This window comes from Colwellia sp. RE-S-Sl-9, from assembly GCF_048296855.1.
In the GTDB taxonomy this organism is placed as follows: domain Bacteria; phylum Pseudomonadota; class Gammaproteobacteria; order Enterobacterales; family Alteromonadaceae; genus Pseudocolwellia.
Genome location: NZ_CP182631.1, coordinates 3,337,522 through 3,356,090, shown reverse-complemented (window position 1 = coordinate 3,356,090; position 18,569 = coordinate 3,337,522). Strand labels below are relative to the sequence as shown.

At 37.1% G+C, this 18,569-nt stretch carries 15 protein-coding genes and 1 riboswitch; of the genes, 8 read left to right on the top strand and 7 right to left on the bottom strand.

The window, feature by feature from the left end:
* Nucleotide 1: 1 nt before the first annotated feature.
* The gene (locus tag ACM9HF_RS14465; RefSeq protein WP_473610154.1) at nt 2-670 is read left to right on the top strand and encodes an RloB family protein; all 669 of its coding nucleotides are present in this window, start codon (nt 2-4) and stop codon (nt 668-670) included.
* 70 nt (nt 671-740) lie between these two features.
* On the opposite strand, the gene ACM9HF_RS14460 is transcribed toward ACM9HF_RS14465, so the two are convergent.
* Together ACM9HF_RS14460 and yihA are read right to left on the bottom strand one after the other, a co-directional pair.
* Complete coding sequence (locus ACM9HF_RS14460; RefSeq protein ID WP_473610151.1) at nt 741-1,289, bottom strand: hypothetical protein; 549 nt, start codon at nt 1,287-1,289, stop codon at nt 741-743.
* A gap of 619 nt (nt 1,290-1,908) precedes the next feature.
* Nucleotides 1,909-2,556, bottom strand: a complete 648-nt coding sequence (gene yihA / locus ACM9HF_RS14455; RefSeq protein WP_473610147.1) for a ribosome biogenesis GTP-binding protein YihA/YsxC — start codon at nt 2,554-2,556, stop codon at nt 1,909-1,911.
* A gap of 200 nt (nt 2,557-2,756) precedes the next feature.
* Between yihA and ACM9HF_RS14450 the strand changes: the two genes are divergently transcribed.
* The 7 genes from ACM9HF_RS14450 (at nt 2,757) to ACM9HF_RS14420 (ending at nt 12,344) form a co-directional block, all read left to right on the top strand.
* Nucleotides 2,757-3,992 (top strand): c-type cytochrome, encoded by a 1,236-nt coding sequence (locus ACM9HF_RS14450; protein ID WP_473610143.1) that lies wholly within the window; start codon nt 2,757-2,759, stop codon nt 3,990-3,992.
* 149 nt (nt 3,993-4,141) lie between these two features.
* Nucleotides 4,142-4,819, top strand: a complete 678-nt coding sequence (locus ACM9HF_RS14445) for a cupredoxin domain-containing protein (RefSeq protein ID WP_473610140.1) — start codon at nt 4,142-4,144, stop codon at nt 4,817-4,819.
* Nucleotides 4,820-4,845: 26 nt separating this feature from the next.
* On the top strand, nt 4,846-7,179 hold the full coding sequence (locus tag ACM9HF_RS14440) for a bifunctional diguanylate cyclase/phosphodiesterase (protein WP_473610135.1): 2,334 nt from the start codon (nt 4,846-4,848) through the stop codon (nt 7,177-7,179).
* A gap of 3 nt (nt 7,180-7,182) precedes the next feature.
* On the top strand, nt 7,183-8,436 hold the full coding sequence (locus ACM9HF_RS14435; RefSeq protein WP_473610131.1) for a hypothetical protein: 1,254 nt from the start codon (nt 7,183-7,185) through the stop codon (nt 8,434-8,436).
* Between the two features lie 130 nt (nt 8,437-8,566).
* Nucleotides 8,567-9,187, top strand: coding sequence for a c-type cytochrome (locus tag ACM9HF_RS14430; protein ID WP_473610127.1), 621 nt, complete (start codon nt 8,567-8,569; stop codon nt 9,185-9,187).
* A gap of 209 nt (nt 9,188-9,396) precedes the next feature.
* The gene (locus ACM9HF_RS14425) at nt 9,397-10,932 is read left to right on the top strand and encodes a methyl-accepting chemotaxis protein (RefSeq protein WP_473610125.1); all 1,536 of its coding nucleotides are present in this window, start codon (nt 9,397-9,399) and stop codon (nt 10,930-10,932) included.
* A gap of 323 nt (nt 10,933-11,255) precedes the next feature.
* Entirely contained in the window at nt 11,256-12,344 is a 1,089-nt protein-coding gene (locus ACM9HF_RS14420; RefSeq protein ID WP_473610121.1) for a PQQ-dependent sugar dehydrogenase, read from the top strand.
* Between the two features lie 12 nt (nt 12,345-12,356).
* Here ACM9HF_RS14420 and thiE read toward each other — a convergent pair whose 3' ends face one another.
* The 5 genes from thiE to thiC form a co-directional block, all read right to left on the bottom strand.
* Nucleotides 12,357-13,898 carry a thiamine phosphate synthase gene (gene thiE / locus ACM9HF_RS14415; protein WP_473610118.1) on the bottom strand — a complete coding sequence of 514 codons (1,542 nt, stop codon included), beginning with the start codon at nt 13,896-13,898 and terminating at the stop codon, nt 12,357-12,359.
* Between the two features lie 103 nt (nt 13,899-14,001).
* Complete coding sequence (locus ACM9HF_RS14410) at nt 14,002-14,802, bottom strand: thiazole synthase (protein WP_473610114.1); 801 nt, start codon at nt 14,800-14,802, stop codon at nt 14,002-14,004.
* An 18-nt stretch (nt 14,803-14,820) separates the two neighbouring features.
* Complete coding sequence (thiS, locus tag ACM9HF_RS14405) at nt 14,821-15,042, bottom strand: sulfur carrier protein ThiS (RefSeq protein WP_473610110.1); 222 nt, start codon at nt 15,040-15,042, stop codon at nt 14,821-14,823.
* 1 nt (nt 15,043) lies between these two features.
* Nucleotides 15,044-16,267 (bottom strand): FAD-dependent oxidoreductase, encoded by a 1,224-nt coding sequence (locus tag ACM9HF_RS14400; protein WP_473610106.1) that lies wholly within the window; start codon nt 16,265-16,267, stop codon nt 15,044-15,046.
* An 8-nt stretch (nt 16,268-16,275) separates the two neighbouring features.
* Nucleotides 16,276-18,252 carry a phosphomethylpyrimidine synthase ThiC gene (gene thiC, locus ACM9HF_RS14395; RefSeq protein WP_473610102.1) on the bottom strand — a complete coding sequence of 659 codons (1,977 nt, stop codon included), beginning with the start codon at nt 18,250-18,252 and terminating at the stop codon, nt 16,276-16,278.
* A 97-nt stretch (nt 18,253-18,349) separates the two neighbouring features.
* Nucleotides 18,350-18,448: riboswitch (TPP riboswitch) on the bottom strand.
* Nucleotides 18,449-18,569 lie beyond the last annotated feature (121 nt).

Here is an 18,569-nt window from a genome sequence, read left to right as displayed (position 1 = left end):
AATGGGGTCGGAAGATTTGCACCATAAAAGGAAAGCGAAAGCTACTCGAGATCTAAAACGTAGAGCTTCTAGACGTTCTTCATACGACAAAGTACTTATCGTTTGTGAAGGTGAAAAAACAGAACCAAATTACTTCACTGAGCTTGTAAATTATTACAAACTAAATTCTGCAAATGTTGAAATTGATGGTTCATGTGGCTCTAGCCCTAAAAGTGTTCTTAGAAGAGCTGAAAAGTTAGCAAAGACTGAACAAGATAAGGGAGATGGCTATGATCGAATTTACTGTGTTTTTGATAAAGATTCCCATGAAACTTATGAAGAAACGAAAGCTAAAATAGCATTAAAAAAACCAGCGGGGTTATTTTTTCATATTGTTTCAATTCCTTGTTTTGAATATTGGTTATTACTCCACTTTCAATATACAACGAAACCATTCAGTGCCTCAGGTAACTCAAGTATTTCTAACGAAGTATTAAAAGAATTAAAAAAAGTAATGCCTGAATATTCTAAAGGAGATGAAAAAGTATTTTGTACATTACTACAACAACTTGAATTTGCTAAGAAAAATGCACTACGAGCTTTAATTGAAGTCGAAAATAATTTTACTGATAACCCTTCAACTCATATTCACGAGTTAGTGGATTACCTCCAAAATTTGCAAAACGGCTAACGCCTAAATAACAGGCTAAAATGGAGCGGAGCGAACAGCCCACTGTTTTTAGTCCTAGTTGATTTTCTTATTAGGCTTTTTTTGCTAATTGCTTAAGTCTATTTAATTCCGCTGTTGAAACTTGCGACAAAACACCTTTAGATTCTAAAATCTGAGTTACTCTAACTTCTATTCGTGAACTTAACTCACCTTCATCATCACTAAGATCAGTTTCAATTCCCTCAATCATTTTATCAAGTAAAGGCTGAAACATTGATTGAGCAACAGCTTCAACTTCCCGAGCTTGATGTTCCTTTTTAAGAGTTTCATAATTTTCATCAGGAACAACCATTGGTGAATTTAAAAGCAATAAAGGTGGGATGAAAATAGTCTGCAATGAATTTTTTAACGTAATACCACCTTCATCAATATCTGTTATTTTATATAAATTAGATCCTACTCCACTGCCAGCACCTGTATATACAATATAAGCGTTTCTCCCAGCCACTGCTTCAAGCTTATTTTTTAACTTTTTATATTCATTTTTCTTTTGAAGGAAATCTTTAAGGTAAAAAGTAATTGCTACTGTTACAACTGTAGTAACGACCACAAATAGTATTTTTGCGTAATCAAATTCCAATTTTAACTCCTTGTATTGGTCAAAAGCCTAAAAGTTTAATATGAGGATGTAATCCGCCTTTCTACAAAGGCCATTAATCCCTTTAATTTATAATTAACATCGACATTACGTGATTGTTATCATTAGATCAATGACTTAAAAATATAGACACAACTGATGGATGTGTAAAAGGCGGATCTAATCCCGCTTTCTTGTAGAAAGAAGAATTTCTCGATGGCTGCATATAAAAATAGTATTTATTTGCTTTTTTAACTATTTAAGTCATTTAAACTTATGCTTGAATACTTCTGATTAAATCATATTTCCACAAATCCCTCCTTTATTTAGAGTAAAAGCTTTACTTTACTAGAGTACATGCTCTATAATGCGAGGGTTCTTAGCGAACAGTTTATTGAATTGTAAGTTTTCCCCATAACTTATTCTTATTTTGCCGGTACTTATTGTTATCGGCTTTTTTTTGCCTAAAATTTAGTTTTTTCTATTTAATATCAAGTAGGTATAAAAATTATCTTTATCATTCCCGCTTTAAGCAAGACATAAAAAAGCCCTGCAGTATTATTGCAAGGCTTTGGTGTTAATAAGGTTTTTAATGATTCCTTATTGTTTAATTATGCTCAAACTAATCTTTAATAAGTTCGTCTTGCGCTAGGTCTTCATTAAGGTCGCCTTCAAACCATGCTTGAATAACCGCAGTCGCTTGTTCTGAACCAGTGCGTTTTAATGATGAAAATGCTTGAACAGTAATATCAGCATTATGTTCTTTTAGTATTTTTTTCACTTTAAGTACTTCAGTCGCGCTTTGCCCTAAAGATAATTTATCGCACTTCGTCAATAGAGCTAAAATAGGTAATTCGCTATCTACAGCCCATTGAATAAGATCTTTATCTAAGTCTTTTAACGGATGACGAATATCCATTAAGATCACTAATCCTTTTAGGCATTCGCGTTTTTCTAGGTATTCGCCTAGTGCTTTTTGCCATTTCTTTTTCATTTCTAATGGCACTTGCGCAAAACCATAACCAGGTAAATCGATTAAACGTTTGTTTTCTGCAATTTCAAACACGTTAATTAACTGTGTTCTTCCAGGTGTTTTACTGGTTCTAGCTAAGCTTTTTTGATTAGTTAAGGTGTTCAAAGCGCTCGATTTTCCGGCATTAGATCGACCAGCAAATGCGACTTCTATCCCCGTATCATCAGGCAACCGACGAATGTCTGGCGCGCTAAGTGTAAACGTCGCTCTGTGTAAATTTATGCTTGATGATGACAAGGTAGTTTCCAAATACTGTAATAATTATCGCCATTATATCTATTTTTTTCATTTATATTCAAAAAATAGATAAAATATCACCTTATTTTTACTATGTTTATTACACGGTGCAATTATTTGTGTAAAATACTGCCAGTTTTTTTAAACACTTTTTTTTAATTAGGTAAGTTGCTTAGTTAAGGCAAGAAGAGATCTATTCAATGAAACGTTTTATTTTTTCACTATTAATAATTTTTACAGGTATGAATGTTGCCGTTGCTTCTGGTGATGCTGAAGCAGGTAAAGGCAAGGTTGCTTTATGTGCTGGATGTCATGGTGCAAATGGTATTAGTGCGAGTGACGCATACCCTAATCTTGCGGGTCAGCATGCTGACTACATTGTTAAACAACTTAAAGCGTTAAAAAATAGTACTGACCGTAGCGATCCTGTAATGGGGCCTATGGCTGCAGGTTTGTCTGAACAAGACATGGCTGACATTGGTGCATATTATAATAGTTTACCTCGTACAGCAGCTGACGCGAGTGCTGCAGGTGGGGACGCAGGCGCAAGTGCCGCAGCTCCAGTAGCTAAATACGAACCTGATGCTGTAGCAGGTAAAAGTTTATACGAATTAGGTGATGCATCTCGTAGCATTGGTGCTTGTATTGGTTGTCATGGTAAAGACGGTAACAGTGAAGTACTTATTTACCCTAATCTTGCTAAACAACATCCTGAGTATATTCAAAAACAATTACATAACTTTAAAGCAAATGAAAATCGTTCTAACTATCCGATGAATCAATTTGCTGGCCAAATGACTGACGAAGAAATTTTAGATATTGGCGCTTACTTCGCTGATACAAAGGCTGTTGCTAACATTAAACCGAAAAAGGTTACTGTTGCGGCAATTACTGAAGAAGTATTAGCAGGTGAAAAGAAAGCGGCTGTATGTGCAGCGTGTCATGGTACAGGTGGTAACGCTACAGTGGCGATTTATCCTAAGTTAGCTGGCCAACATGCAAGTTATATTGTTAAGCAATTAACAGAGCTTAAAAATGGTGACCGTAAAGATCCTGTTATGTCGGGTATGGCTGCTCCTCTTTCTGAGCAAGACATGGTTGAACTAGCAGCATACTTTTCAGCACAAAAACCATTGGCTGGAAACGGTAAAGGCTCTGAACTTGGTAGTAAAATTTATTACGGTGGTAAAGTTAACCACGTAAACCAATCAGTTACCGCTTGTGTTGCTTGTCATGGTGCTACGGGTAAAGGCATGGCTAACGCTGGTTTCCCTTCATTAGCAAACCAAAGTGTTGAGTATATTACGTCTCAATTAACTAAATTTAAGTCAGGCGAGCGTGCAAACGACAAATCAAAAATGATGCGTAACATTGCAATGAGCTTATCTGAAAAAGACATTAATGAGTTAGCGCAGTTTATTGCTACATTAAAATAAAGCGTCTCTCACTTTAAAAAAACAGCATTTTATATGCTGTTTTTTTATGCCTAAAATTTATATATTTAATCTTTGTTGTTATTTATCTGCGTATTGTTACTATAATTTGCTTTACCTGTTTTAATTATTTAACCACAAGGAATAAGCTGTTGTTTAATAAGTTACCTATTCAAATAAAATTCTTATTTATTAGCTTTTTTATTATTTGTGCGCCTTCTTTTTTTGCTAATGCTACCAACACTCTTACGGTTAACATTGTTGATACTAACCAAAAACCATTAGAAAACATGGTGGTATATGTTGAGCCGATTGGCCATCAAGCCACATTAAAAAACACTAACACTTTAGAAATAGGCCAAGCAAATAAAGCCTTTATTCCTTACATCAGTGTTATGCAATTGGGTAGTAAAGTTAAATTTAATAACCAAGACAATATTACCCACCATATCTATTCACCCGTTGGTGACAATAAGTTTTCAGTTAAAATTCGTTCAGGTCAAGAAGTGATAAAAAACGACTTTAACGAAGCGGGCGAAGTATCCATGGGGTGCAACATTCATGACTGGATGAGTGGTTATATGCTTATTGTGGACACGCCTTTTTTCGCAAAATCAGATAAAAACGGTAATACTGAAATTGTTATTGATAAATCAGGTCAATATAAAGTGGTAGTTTGGCATCCACAAATGACAGAGGTTAACAATAGAATAACTAAAACGATTAACTTAGATAGTTCTATGGCGGTAACGATGCAGTTATCAAAACCTATGGATGAAATTCCTAGCCAACAAAATGGAGACGACTTCGATTTTTTGTCTGATTATTAAACAACCCGAATTAGGGATAAGCAATTATGCTTAATGTGAAAAGCTTACAAACAAAAATATTTTTATTTTTTGTTTTATTACTGTTACTCGTGCAGTCGATTGCATTATGGACCTTAATTAAAGGTAATAATGCACAAGAACAACAAGAAATTAATAATAGGCTTACTACGGCTAAAACCATATTTACAGAGCAGTTTAATAGTCGTCGCGATTATTTAGCGGCCTTTGCTGAAACTGCCGCAAAAGATTACGGTATAAAAGACGTATTTGAAGACGATACACGCAGCCTGCTATTTGCTTTAAATAACCACCGTAAGCGTATTAATGCCGATCTTGCTATGGCTATTTCAGCAAACGGCGACATAACTGCCCAACTACAAGTTTCTCATCTAGATAATGCAAAAACTAAAGTTCAAAAAGGTTCTGAACTCGGTAGCCAATTTAAACATACTGATTGGTTAGAAAGCCAAGAAAAATCGCACTTGTATATGCTTGACGGTATCTTGTATCAATTAAGTTTATCGCCACTTTCTGTAGGCACTAGCACTATTGGTTGGTTAGCTTTTGGTTTTGAAATTAATCAAACATTAGCGACTCATTTTTTAGACATTACGCGTTTAGAAGTTGATTTTATTCTTAACCAAAATAATCAATGGTTACTTATTGCCTCATCAAATCCTGATGCCGACATTAACTTTGCTAAAAACATTGTTAACGGACAAACCCCTGAGCAATACATAGCCATTGGTGAGTTAATTACTGAGTTTGACGATCAACAATTTGGTTTAGCTATGTACGGTTTAAGAGCCGATATTGTTAAATTACTGCAAGAACAATGGTGGCAGTTTTTAATTCTTACTTTCATCACCCTATTACTTTCATTAACAAGTGCTTATATTATTGCCGCTTCTATTACCAAGCCCATTAAACGTTTAGTAAAACAAGCTAAAATGATCGCCCGTGGTGATTATCAACAAAAAATCGAATTAAAAGACAGTAGCGAACTTGGACAGCTTGCTGACGAATTTAACCTCATGCAACAAGCCGTACTTACGCGTGAGCAAGAACTTACACACAGAGCTAATCACGACCCTTTAACAGAATTACCCAACAGAAATATTTTAGTTAAAACGTTAAACCAATTAATTAACGACAAAACCAGCTTTCAGCTATTTCATCTTAATTTAAGTCGATTGAAAGACGTAAACGAAACCCTCGGGCATGACGTAGGTGATTGGCTTATTCAGCGAACCGCTGACAGACTAAAAAAGCTCTCGCAATTCACCCTATTGTGTCACCTTGGTGGCGACGAATTTATTTTACTTTTTGAAAAACAAGATAAACATTCAATTGCTGAACTCGTTAAAAATATTAACACCGCATTAGAAGCTCACTGCGACTACGGTGGAATTAACTTACAACTGCAAGTACGTATTGGTATTTCGTCGTTTCCTGAACACAGCAACGTAGATAAAACACTACTACAAATGGCTGACACGGCCTTACAAAATGCCAGAAAAAACAATAAAAATTACCAATGTTACGATAAGTCGTTAGATGTAAATAGCGTTGAACGCCTGAACCTAATTAACGACCTCAAACACGCTATTTCTGACAACCAACTAGAATTGCATTACCAACCCAAGCTTGATTTAAAAACCAATATTGTTACTCATGCTGAAGCCCTTGTACGTTGGTATCACCCCACCTTAGGCATGATACCGCCAGACAATTTTATTCATATTGCCGAACAAACAGGTCAAATTAACAGCCTAACCCGTTGGGTTGTTGCTACAGCACTTAGCCAATCAGCCATTTGGCGAGAAGACGGTATAGATATTAACGTGGCTGTTAATATTTCAGCTGAAAATTTAAAAGAGTCTGATTTTTACGAATTTATTTGCAACACCATTGCAGCAAATAAAGTGCCTGCCAATAAAGTTACCTTAGAGGTTACCGAAAGCGCAGTTGTTGATAATCCTGAATCTGCCATTATGCTACTACAACGTTTTAAAGACGCTGGCATAAAAATATCGATAGACGATTACGGCACAGGCTATTCATCGTTAGCTCAGTTAAAACAGCTACCTGTACACGAATTAAAAATAGATAAGTCTTTTGTGCAACATTTGCATGAAGATGAAGACGACCGAATTATTGTAAGATCAACCATTGAATTAGCTCATAACATGGGCCTATCTGTAGTATCAGAAGGAATTGAAGACGACTTCGCATTACGCTGGTTAGCAAAACAAGGCTGTGAACTTGGACAAGGTTATTTTATTAGCAGACCTAAACCCACAAACGACTTTACTACTTGGATGAAAAAACAAGACGTATTGAGCGTTGAAAAAGGCTAACGCGTGCAACAACACTTTATTACTCTTTTATTTACCTTAAGCTTAGCGGTACTAAACCAAGCAAGCGCTTATGAAATGGAAAGTACATTTCATGGGGTACTAGACTTAAGAGCAACAGCAACCGATTCCTTAACAAGCAGTTATACACAAGGTGGTTACGGAAAGTTTGCATTAAATGACGGAGAAAGCCTTTCTCTTGCACAAGCGGGGGGCGAAATAGCCTTAAGCTGGGATAATGGTTTAAGTGTTCATGCCGTAGCTAACGCCTATAAAAACAATGGCAAATTTAAACTAGGCTTAACCGAAGGCTATATTAAATATTCAGGTTTACCTAATGCTTCTGGTTATCGGTGGCAATCAAAACTAGGCGTGTTTTATCCTAAAATATCTCTCGAAAACAATGCATACGCATGGGCCAGTAAAAACACCTTAAACTCATCAAGCTTAAATACATGGATAGGTGAAGAAATTAGAGTGTTAGGTAACGAAATTACCCTGACCCGTTTAGGAAGAATAAATAAAGACCCATTCGATTTATCGTTAACCGTAAGCGCTTTTGTAAATAATGACCCCGCAGGCAGCATGCTCTCTTGGCATGGCTGGACCATCAGTAATCGGCAAACCCTTTACTCGGAAAAAATACAACTCCCATACTTTAAAGCAAGAATGCAAGGCTACGACTTATACGAACAAGCCTCAAGCTCAGATCCTTTTTTAGAATTAGACGATAGAGTTGGAGGACATGTTCGAGCTGAAATTAAATTCCATAACAAAGGCGCTATTTCTGCAGGCTATTACAACAACAACGGCAAACCTTATATTGTAGACAATGGTCAATATGCGTGGAAAACTCGCTTTACTCATGTTGATTTAACGTGGTTATTACCACAAGGCATTGTACTAACGAGTCAATTATTACATGGTGATACACTCATGCAAAGCCCTTTAAAAACCGATGTTGTAAATAACGATTACACTAATGGTTATATTGCCCTTTCAAAACGCATTAAAGCCCATAGAATCACCTCACGTATAGAACGATTCAACATAAAAGATAACGATAAAACAATAGGCGACAACAACACCGAACGCGGTAAAGCATTTACCTTAAACTACACCTATCGCTTATCAAAACCTTGGTTTTTATCTACTGAATTTACCTGGATTGATAGCTACCGCCCAGGGCGAATGTATACCAACAACCCAATAAATTTAACCGAAAGACAACTTGCCTTTGCCGCTCGCTATTTTTATTAATTTTGTTGAATATACAAGGTAATATATTTAACAATCATTAAATTAGTGTAAAATGCGTTCATCTAGCGATACCAATCGAATTACTTAACCCATGACACGCTAATTATTAGCGTTAAACAGAGAGTCATTTATGAAAAAAATACTTTTGACACTATTATTAGGACTAGGTGCACTTAACACGGCATCAGCTATTGAAGGCGACGCTGACGCAGGTAAAGGCAAGTCAGCTATGTGTGCAGCATGTCATGGCGTAGACGGTAATGGAGCAGTTGCCATATACCCTAAATTAGCAGGACAAAGTGCAGCTTATATCGCTAAACAACTTGCTGATTTTAAATTAGGTATGTCGTCGGGTGGTAAAGAAGGTCGTGCAGATCCAATCATGGGTGGTATGACAATGGCGCTATCAGAACAAGACATGGCAGACTTAGGTGCATACTTTGCTTCACAAAAAATGGCTGTTGGTTCAGATACAACCAATGAAAAGGGCAAAAAACTCTATTTAGGTGGTGATGCCTCTCGTGGAATTACTGCTTGTGTTGCTTGTCATGGTGCTACAGGTCAAGGTATGGATAAAGCAGGTTTCCCTGTTATTGGCCAACAAAGTGCAGCTTACATTAAATCTCAGCTTGAAAAATTCCGTACGGGTACACGCGCAAACGACAAAGCAAAAATGATGCGCAATATTGCTATGAAACTTGAAGACGCTGATATTGAAGCACTAACGCAATATATTGCTTCTTTAAAGTAAAACAGCTAACACAACCAACATTAAAACCACTATTTATAGTGGTTTTTTTATAAGTAAAATTTATCTTACAAAACCATACTGTTTTTATTAAAAAAATTTTTCCAATTTTATACTACCCCCATTAAAACTGCTAGTATTATACGATAACCCTATAATTTTAATGTATTAAGAAAATAACCTTATACATCACAAAACGTGGATCCCTTTTTATGAATGGACTCGGCAATGAAGTCACCTTTGCATCATCAGAACAATTAATTTCTATGACTAACTTAAAGGGTGATATTACCTACGTTAATGACAACTTTTCTCAAATATCGGGATATTCGCCCAAAGAGCTTATTGGTCAGCATCACAATATAGTCCGCCATCCTGAAATGCCGAAAGCAGCCTTTGAAGACTTATGGGCGAAATTAAAGCGAGGTGATTCATGGCGAGGCATGGTAAAAAACCTTTGTAAAAACAAAAAAGATTATTACTGGGTAGACGCCTACGTTACACCTGTATATGAAAACGATACAATTATTGGTTATCAGTCTGTACGCACCTGCCCTAGTCAAGCACAGAAAATTGCAGCGACTAAATTGTACGACAAATTAAATAACAAAAAAATATCGGTTGAATTCTCTATAAACATTCCGTTAAAACGCCTTATCGCTTTAATACTTATTACACTCAGTACCGTGTTTATAGGTATAAATTACAGTGTTTCAGCTGCAGTCATTCAGCTTATTAGCTTTATTTTGTTTATCGCTATTTTTACTGAGGAAATGCTCGTATTACCCAAACATGTTAAAAATATTAAAGAAAAATACGACAGCCCTTCACGCTTATTATTCGCAGGTAAAGGTATTGGCGCATTATTAAATTACCCATCTCTTTTACAACATGCCAAAGTGAGGACTATTTTAGGTCGCAGCCATGACTCTGGCACCGTATTAACCGGTTTAGCTTCAGGACTTTCTCAGTCATCAGAACAAACATTAAATGGTTTACTTGAAGAAAATAATCAACTTGATCAATTAGCTACAGCCATTACACAAATGAGTACCACAATAAATGAAGTAAGTAAGAGTACTGCTGAAGCGCATGATAAAGTGGTAGATATTGTTGAACAGTGTGATAAATCAATAAATACGATTGATGAAAGCGAAATAAAAATTAGTAAGCTTTCACAAGAAGTCGAAAACGCTGCATCGAATGCGCAAAGTTTAACTCAAGATGCTGCCAATATAGCCAAAATAATGGATGAAATTGAAGGTATAGCCGATCAAACTAATTTACTTGCTCTTAACGCAGCTATTGAAGCAGCGCGAGCAGGAGAGCAAGGTAGAGGATTTGCTGTTGTTGCCGACGAAGTAAGAACATTAGCTAGTCGAACCCAATCAGCCACTGAGCATATTCGTAACTCAGTAGTTGAATTACAAAGCACATTAACTTCATGGAGTAATATAATGCTTGTCAGTCGTGATGATGCCAACAACTGTGTGTTAAACACGAACGAAGCGAAATCAAGCATGAATAGTATAAAATCTATGATTGATAACGTGAGTAATATTACCGCTCAAATAGCAACCGCCGCTGAAGAACAAAGTGCTGTAGCCAATGAAATTAATAAAAACATCCATGCTATTGATATTATCTCAAAACAAAACACAGAAAGTGCAGAAAATGTTAACGAAAGCAGTATTAAAGTGAATGAAAATGCTAACGCCTTAGAAGCCTTAAGTTCCACGTTTCGCTAAGCTGTATGTAATTAATAATAAGTAACCTCAGCTCGGGATAAGCAAAGTTACTCAACAAGCTATTTTTATGCTAAATTCGCCTTGTTATACACAAAAATATCAATGTTGAGAGACTAATATAACTTAGGAAAACAACGGTACAGGTTAAGGTTTTGATAAATAATAATTTTAATTCATTATCTAACATTCATTAACCCGAGTTGAGGTTAAGTAATTTAATATGATGAAAAACCATTTTTGTTGAACATTAACAATATATATTTTATTTATGTTTTTTTTATCTGTAATATCAAATCACCGTACATACAGTTAAAGAAATAAAAATGAAACTCAGTATTTTTATCGTCTTATTTATCTCTTTTTACACCCAAGCAGTACAGTTAAAAGAAGTGATAACAGGCATAGAGCAACCTACAGATGTAAAATTTTTTCCTGATTCAAATATAGAATTATTAATAGCAGAAAAAAAAGGAAAACTAATATTTACGGATCTATTAACTAAAAAAATACATACCGTACATGAGTTCGCTGTAAAAAGTGACACTGAAATGGGGCTATTAGGCCTAGCATTTCATCCCGATCACACAAAAAATAATTTTTTATTTATTAACTACTTTCCAAAAGAAGGTGAACGTAGAACTCGAGTTTCTCGATTTACTTTAAACAAAAACGCTGAAAATTATAGTTTATCTAACGAAAAAATTATTTTAGAAATTAAACAGCCCTATCAAAACCATAATGGCGGACAACTAGCTTTTGGGCCTGATAATTTTTTATATATTGGCATGGGTGATGGTGGCGCAGGCGGAGATCCAAAAGGGCATGGTCAAAATACTAAAACCTTACTCGGCAATATGTTACGTATTGATATTAATACCAGTGACAAAGTCCCTTATGCTGTTCCTACAGATAATCCCTTCATTGCAACGGCTAACTTTAGGCCAGAAATATGGGCTTATGGCTTAAGAAACCCTTGGCGCTTTTCATTTGCTGGCGACACATTAATTGTTGCTGATGTAGGCCAAAGTAAAATTGAAGAAATTTCTGTTGTTGAAAAAGGACAAAACCTTGGCTGGAATACAATGGAAGGTGATGAATGCTTTAAACCCGAAAAAGATTGTAACCAAAAAGGTTTAACTTTACCTAAAGTAACTTACACACATAAAGATGGTCTATCGATTACTGGCGGCTATGTATATACAGGCAAATTGATACCTGAATTACACAACCATTATATATATGCTGATTTTATTTTAGGTGGTGTTTGGGCGACAAGATTTCCGGATTTTTCCACTCCGATCAAACTATTTGATGCCACAGGTATTAACCTTTCAACTTTCGCACTAAATTCCAAAGGTGAAATATATACAGCAGATTATGCTAGCGGTAATATTTATCAGTTAGTTCCTTAATAATAAATCCTATTAGGCTAATAGATTTTGAAAGAATCTTACTGAATTTTCAGGGCTTTCAGCTTCTGTAACAGCAGTAACCACCGCAATACTATCTACGCCTGTTGCTAAAACTTCAGGCGCTCTTTCATGATTAATACCACCAATCGCAACAACTGGAATATCAGTGCTTAACGCTAAAATATCAGCTAGGTTTTCAACGCCTTGAATTTGCCCTGTCATGTTTTTAGTTTTAGTTGGATAAATAGCGCCAATCGCCAAGTACGAGGGCTTTAACTGTTGTGCTAATAAAAACTCGTAACAACCATGGGTGCTAATACCTAAACGTAAACCTGCTTTATGTATTTGATCAAGCGGCGTGGTTTGTAAATCTTCCTGACCAATATGTACGCCATAAGCACCATGTTTTATTGCCAACTGCCAGTAATCGTTAATAAATAAGCGAGTATCAGGATAGTTTTTTGCTAATTCGACCGCTTGAGCAATAATTGCATCTAACTCGGCTTCAGTTTTATTTTTTATGCGTAGCTGAACAATATGTAACCCCAGCGGCAACAAACGCTCTAACCAATAAAGTGAATCAATAACCGGATATAAACCTAACTTTTGTTTGTTTCGTGTATAACCTAACGATTTAAATGCGCTAAGTTCGCAGTATTTGTCATTAATATCTGTTGAAACTACGGGAAAATACTCTTTTTGAATCGGCCAAGTGGTTTGTTCAAAAGCGCCGTAGTGATCATGTTTACCTTTGTTTTTACTTAACCCTTTATTAATAAAAGCTTTAGCCAAAGTAAAAGCATCTCGTACCAAATGACCATGAGCAACAAAAGCAGCGAATGCACTCGCAAAACTACAACCGCCACCATGGCTATAATCAGTATCAACTTTAATTGAGCGTAAACCGTACTCTATGGTTTTGTCTTGACTCATTTTACTTAAGTCGACATCTGTTAAGGTATGTAAGCAGTAATCTAAACAAGAAATATTATTAGGTACACACTTTGTTAATGGATGCCCACCTTTTATGATGACCGATTTTACACCTAATCCAATAATGCGTTCAGCTAAATTTTTTATGTTGTCGCTATTTAAACCTGCTAACCATTGTGCTTCTTGACTATTAGGCGTTATAACATCGATAACGCTCAATAAGGGTGCAAGTTCCACTACAGATAAATTAGAAAACTTACCACCTACCGAAGCATGACCAACAGGATCGTACACCACTTTAATGGAATGATGATGTTGCTTTAACGTCGCCAAAAAATCGGCCAACCAAGCAACTTGTTCAATATTCGCCAGCAAACCTATTTTGATCACACTTGGCATTTTATCGTTTAATAATAACTGTGCTTGTTGCGCTAAAATGTCTACATCGACAGGATTAACCGACAGCAAAGTTTGAGAGTTTTGCACCGTATTCGCTGTACTTAAATGACAAACATCAACCCCAAGCGCATGACCTGTTTTAATATCAGCTGCTATTCCAGCGCCACCAGAGCAATCGCTGCCAGAGATAGTCCAAACAATCGGTTTATTAGATGTCATCATATATTCAACTCTCAAATTATTTAATGTTTATAATAAAAAATATCACTCTAATTAATTGATACAGCAAGTAGTGAGCCAACAAAATAGTCAATTATCGCAGTATTTATGAGCTATTTTGGTGCCAAAACGGCGTATCTAATGTCGGTGTCGATGGGTGAGCTGTCTGTCGCTCTGGCATAACACCACCTACATAGGCCAACTCCCCTGCCTGTAACGACAAAGCAAACGCTTTTGCCATCGCTACCGGATTATCCGCTAAAGCTACTGCGCTATTGAGTAGTACGCCGTCGTAACCCATTTCCATAGCCAAACATGCGTCAGACGGTTTACCAATACCAGCATCTAAAATCAGCGTGGTATTAGGTAAGCGCAAACGTATAGTTTCAAGGTTATAAGGATTCATTAATCCTTTACCTGTTCCTATTGGCGAGGCCCAAGGCATAACCACCTCACAACCTAAATCACTCAGCCTTTGGCAAAGTACTAGATCATCAGTACAGTAGGGTAACACTTTAAAGCCATCCGCAATCAGTTGCTCGGTTGCTTTTAATAATTCGATGGGATCTGGCTGTAAATTGTAATCGTCGCCAATAACTTCGAGCTTAATCCAGTCAGTATCGAAAATTTCTCGACTCATTTTGGCGAGTGTTATGGCTTCTTTCGCACTTTTACAGCCAGCCGTATTCGGTAATAAAAATCCGTTAGTTTGGGCAACAATATCTTGTATGTATTGCCAAATTTTAACGCCTGAGTTATCTGCTGGATTTTGTCTTTTTAACGACAAAGTAACCACTTGCGAACCACTGGCTAAAATGGCGTCTTTCATTATTTGAGGCGACGAATACAGCGCGCTGCCAATAAGTAACCGACTATTTAATGTTTGTCCGTAAATTGTTAATGACATAAATTAATACCTAACGCGTTATCCACCTTGAATAGGAAATAGCACATCAATGCTATCGCCTTCTTTAAGCGGGGTTCTGCCATAATCACCCCTACCGACAAAGTCGCTATTCAGCGCTACGGCAAAAGTTGTTTGTTGTTGATCTTCATTTAAAAATTGCTGCAATGCGTTAGCAACAAAAACGTTCCTGTGTTCACTATTTTCGATGGTAAATCGGTCACCATTAATAAAAATATTCATCTTAGATTATGTTCTCTATCTCATTTACCCGACTTTGCTCACTACAAGTAATAGGCAATAAATGTGAATACTTAAAATGTGAGTATTCACTTTCATTAGGTTCTTCACCCTTGCTATAGCTTTCTTTTAAAACACTAATCAAAGACTCAAGCTGCTTAAGTACAACAGGAGCGATTAAAAAACCATGACGATATAAGCCATTTACTTGAATAAGACGCTGGTTGGTCATAATTTTAGGTTGATTATCACTAAAAGCTGGACGACACTGGCTAACGTGCTGTCGAATATTGGCTTCTGCAAACCCCGGATGAACACTATAAGCTGCACTCAGTAATTCCATCGCTGAACGAACCGTCATTGGAGAAGTATCATCGCTTTCAATTTCGGTTGCTCCTACAACATAAAACCCTTTGCCTTTAGGTGCTATATACAATTGATAACGTGGATGCATCAACCGAATAGGTCGAGAAATATTTACGTTAGGTGCGAACAACTGAAATAGCTCGCCACGTACTGCACGTAAATCTTTCAAATTACTTTTATTATTACCGCTAGCCGAACTCGACAACGACTTTGCCCCTGTACCTCGACAATCAATGACTAAATCGAATGTTTGCGTAATTGCTTTAGCATCCTTAGTTTTTACAGATCGGTAAGTTAACAGGCAACCCCGTTCAACATTTTCAATATCAACCACTTCGGTTTCACTTAACCAATGCACGGATGATTGTTGTAATTGGGTTTTTAAGGCAATTAACAGCTTTCGATTACCTATTTGACCTTCTTGTGGAAGATACAGTCCTTGGTTAAACGAACGACCTAATTCAGGTTCAAGAGATTCAAGCTGTTGTCGATTTAATGCTTGTGTTGGGTATTGTGGGTAATGGTTTTTAAGGTAACGAGCCACATGTAAGTAATCACCTTGATCTTGCGTATGGCTGACCATTATAGCCCCTTCATGCTGAAAAAAAGTATACTCGTCAAGTGTGGCTAAAAACTCTGGCCACAACTTGAGAGATTCCAACCCCATTTCAACAATATTAGGTTCGCAATGCATAGCTTCGCCTAGTGGCGTAAGTAATCCTGCAGCCGCGTAAGCTGCACTATTACGTGCATTGGTGTCGTCTTTATCTATCAAGGTTGGCTTATAACCTTGTCGCATTAACGACAGGGCTATAAGTCTTCCCATTAAGCCAGCGCCAATAATGGCTATATTAATGCTCACAACAATTATTACGCTTTTGCAGGGTGGTAAATTTCACTACCTGTGGCTTTAAATTCAGCTGATTTTTCTGCCATGCCCTTTTCTACTTCAGATTGGGCTGCTGCAGATGCGTCTAATACAATCATTTCATCTAATAATTGAATTTCAATCTTTTGACCTGACTCTAAATCAGCGGCGTAATCACGCACTTCTTGAGATATTTTCATTGAACAGAATTTAGGGCCACACATTGAACAAAAGTGAGCTACTTTTCCTGATTCTTGCGGTAAGGTTTCATCGTGGTAAGACTTAGCTGTTTCAGGATCTAAACCTATATTGAATTGATCGTACCAACGGAATTCAAAACGCGCTTTACTCATCGCATTATCACGAATTTGAGCACCCGGATGACCTTTCGCTAAATCGCCAGCATGAGCCGCTATTTTGTAAGTAATTAAGCCTTCTTTTACATCGTCTTTATTGGGTAAACCTAAATGCTCTTTAGGTGTTACATAACACAGCATGGCACAGCCATACCAACCAATGTTAGCCGCACCAATACCAGAAGTAATGTGGTCGTAACCCGGTGCAATGTCAGTCGTTAATGGGCCTAAGGTATAAAATGGCGCTTCGCCACAGTGTTCAAGTTGCTCTTCCATGTTAGCTTTAATCATGTGCAATGGCACGTGACCTGGACCTTCAATAATGGTTTGAACATCATGCTTCCAAGCGATTTTAGTTAATTCGCCTAGCGTATGTAGTTCAGCAAATTGTGCTTCGTCGTTAGCGTCTGCCACCGAACCGGGACGTAAACCATCACCTAATGAGAATGACACATCGTACTGTTTTAAAATTTCACAAATGTCTTCAAAGTGAGTGTATAAAAAGTTTTCTTTATGATGCGCTAAACACCATTTAGCCATGATAGAGCCACCGCGCGAAACAATACCTGTTACACGTTTAGCCGTCATAGGTACGTAACGTAATAATACGCCGGCATGAATCGTAAAGTAATCAACACCCTGCTCAGCTTGTTCAATTAAGGTATCGCGGAAAATTTCCCACGTTAAGTCTTCAGCTACACCGTTTACTTTTTCTAACGCTTGGTAAATAGGTACGGTGCCAATTGGTACTGGCGAGTTACGTAAAATCCACTCACGAGTTTCATGAATGTTACGCCCTGTTGATAAATCCATTACGGTGTCAGCGCCCCATTTAGCTGACCAAACCAGCTTTTCAACTTCCTCTTCAATGGAAGAAGTTACCGCTGAGTTACCAATGTTGGCGTTTACTTTAATTAAAAAGTTACGACCAATAATCATAGGCTCACATTCAGGGTGGTTAATATTTACAGGAATAATTGCGCGACCACGAGCCACTTCATCACGTACAAATTCAGGGGTAATTTGCTCAGGAATGCTCGCACCAAAAGACTGACCTTTGTGCTGTTGCAGTAACATTTCGTCTTTAACTTCTTCACGCTTAAGGTTTTCACGAATGGCGATATACTCCATTTCTGGCGTAATAATACCTTGTTTGGCGTAATGCATTTGCGAAACGTTTTTACCTTTTTTAGCACGTAGTACTTTAGGTAAATGTTCAAAACGTAGGTGGTCTAAACCTTCATCAGCTAAACGTTGCTGAGTATAAACCGATGTTTTTGAATCAAGTACTTCAACATCGTTACGGCCTTCAATCCAGCTTTCACGTAAACGCGGAATACCTTTGTGTACATCAATTTCTACGTTTTCGTCCGTATAAAAACCTGAGGTATCGTAAACACATAGTGGCGCATTTTTTTCGTACTGAGGATTATCTTTTGCGCTACCAGGCAATAAAGTGTCTGTTAAGGTAATTTCACGCATACCCACTTTGATATCGTGAATTTTGCCTTGCACATACACTTTTTTTGAATTAGGAAACGATTGATCTGACACGTTTTTTAGAAAAGCTTCAGCAGCTTCACGTTTTTCGCGTCTGGTTTGTGGTTTGTTTTCTGTTGTCATTTCTCTCACCTTATTTAATTATAATCAATAAAAAATAGGCGGAGCTGTATTGGGTATATTTTTGGTATAAACGAGTGAAACACCAAGCAATAGATACTCGATGTTTGTACTTGTTCCCTTCGCAGATGTTAATCTAATCAGGTTCTACGGTTCCCGCTTTCGCGATCTCAGCCCTTTGGCACTCCGACAAGTTTTCTACGTTAGCCTAAGCTAAACGTAGCATGATTCTAACGTGAACACTTAAGCGCACGCAAATGTTATTTCAACGGTTATGGTGTTGTAATGCCCAATATCGTTGATATTATCTTGAAAGGATA

What these genes read in the sequence shown, in the direction of transcription:
- ACM9HF_RS14410 (WP_473610114.1), bottom strand. Translation starts at nt 14,802, where the DNA reads ATGTCATTAACAATTTACGGACAAACATTAAATAGTCGGTTACTTATT.
- ACM9HF_RS14420 (WP_473610121.1), top strand. Translation starts at nt 11,256, where the DNA reads ATGAAACTCAGTATTTTTATCGTCTTATTTATCTCTTTTTACACCCAA.
- ACM9HF_RS14425 (WP_473610125.1), top strand. Translation starts at nt 9,397, where the DNA reads ATGAATGGACTCGGCAATGAAGTCACCTTTGCATCATCAGAACAATTA.
- thiC (WP_473610102.1), bottom strand. Translation starts at nt 18,252, where the DNA reads ATGACAACAGAAAACAAACCACAAACCAGACGCGAAAAACGTGAAGCT.
- ACM9HF_RS14430 (WP_473610127.1), top strand. Translation starts at nt 8,567, where the DNA reads ATGAAAAAAATACTTTTGACACTATTATTAGGACTAGGTGCACTTAAC.
- ACM9HF_RS14440 (WP_473610135.1), top strand. Translation starts at nt 4,846, where the DNA reads ATGCTTAATGTGAAAAGCTTACAAACAAAAATATTTTTATTTTTTGTT.
- ACM9HF_RS14450 (WP_473610143.1), top strand. Translation starts at nt 2,757, where the DNA reads ATGAAACGTTTTATTTTTTCACTATTAATAATTTTTACAGGTATGAAT.
- thiS (WP_473610110.1), bottom strand. Translation starts at nt 15,042, where the DNA reads ATGAATATTTTTATTAATGGTGACCGATTTACCATCGAAAATAGTGAA.
- ACM9HF_RS14465 (WP_473610154.1), top strand. Translation starts at nt 2, where the DNA reads ATGGGGTCGGAAGATTTGCACCATAAAAGGAAAGCGAAAGCTACTCGA.
- thiE (WP_473610118.1), bottom strand. Translation starts at nt 13,898, where the DNA reads ATGATGACATCTAATAAACCGATTGTTTGGACTATCTCTGGCAGCGAT.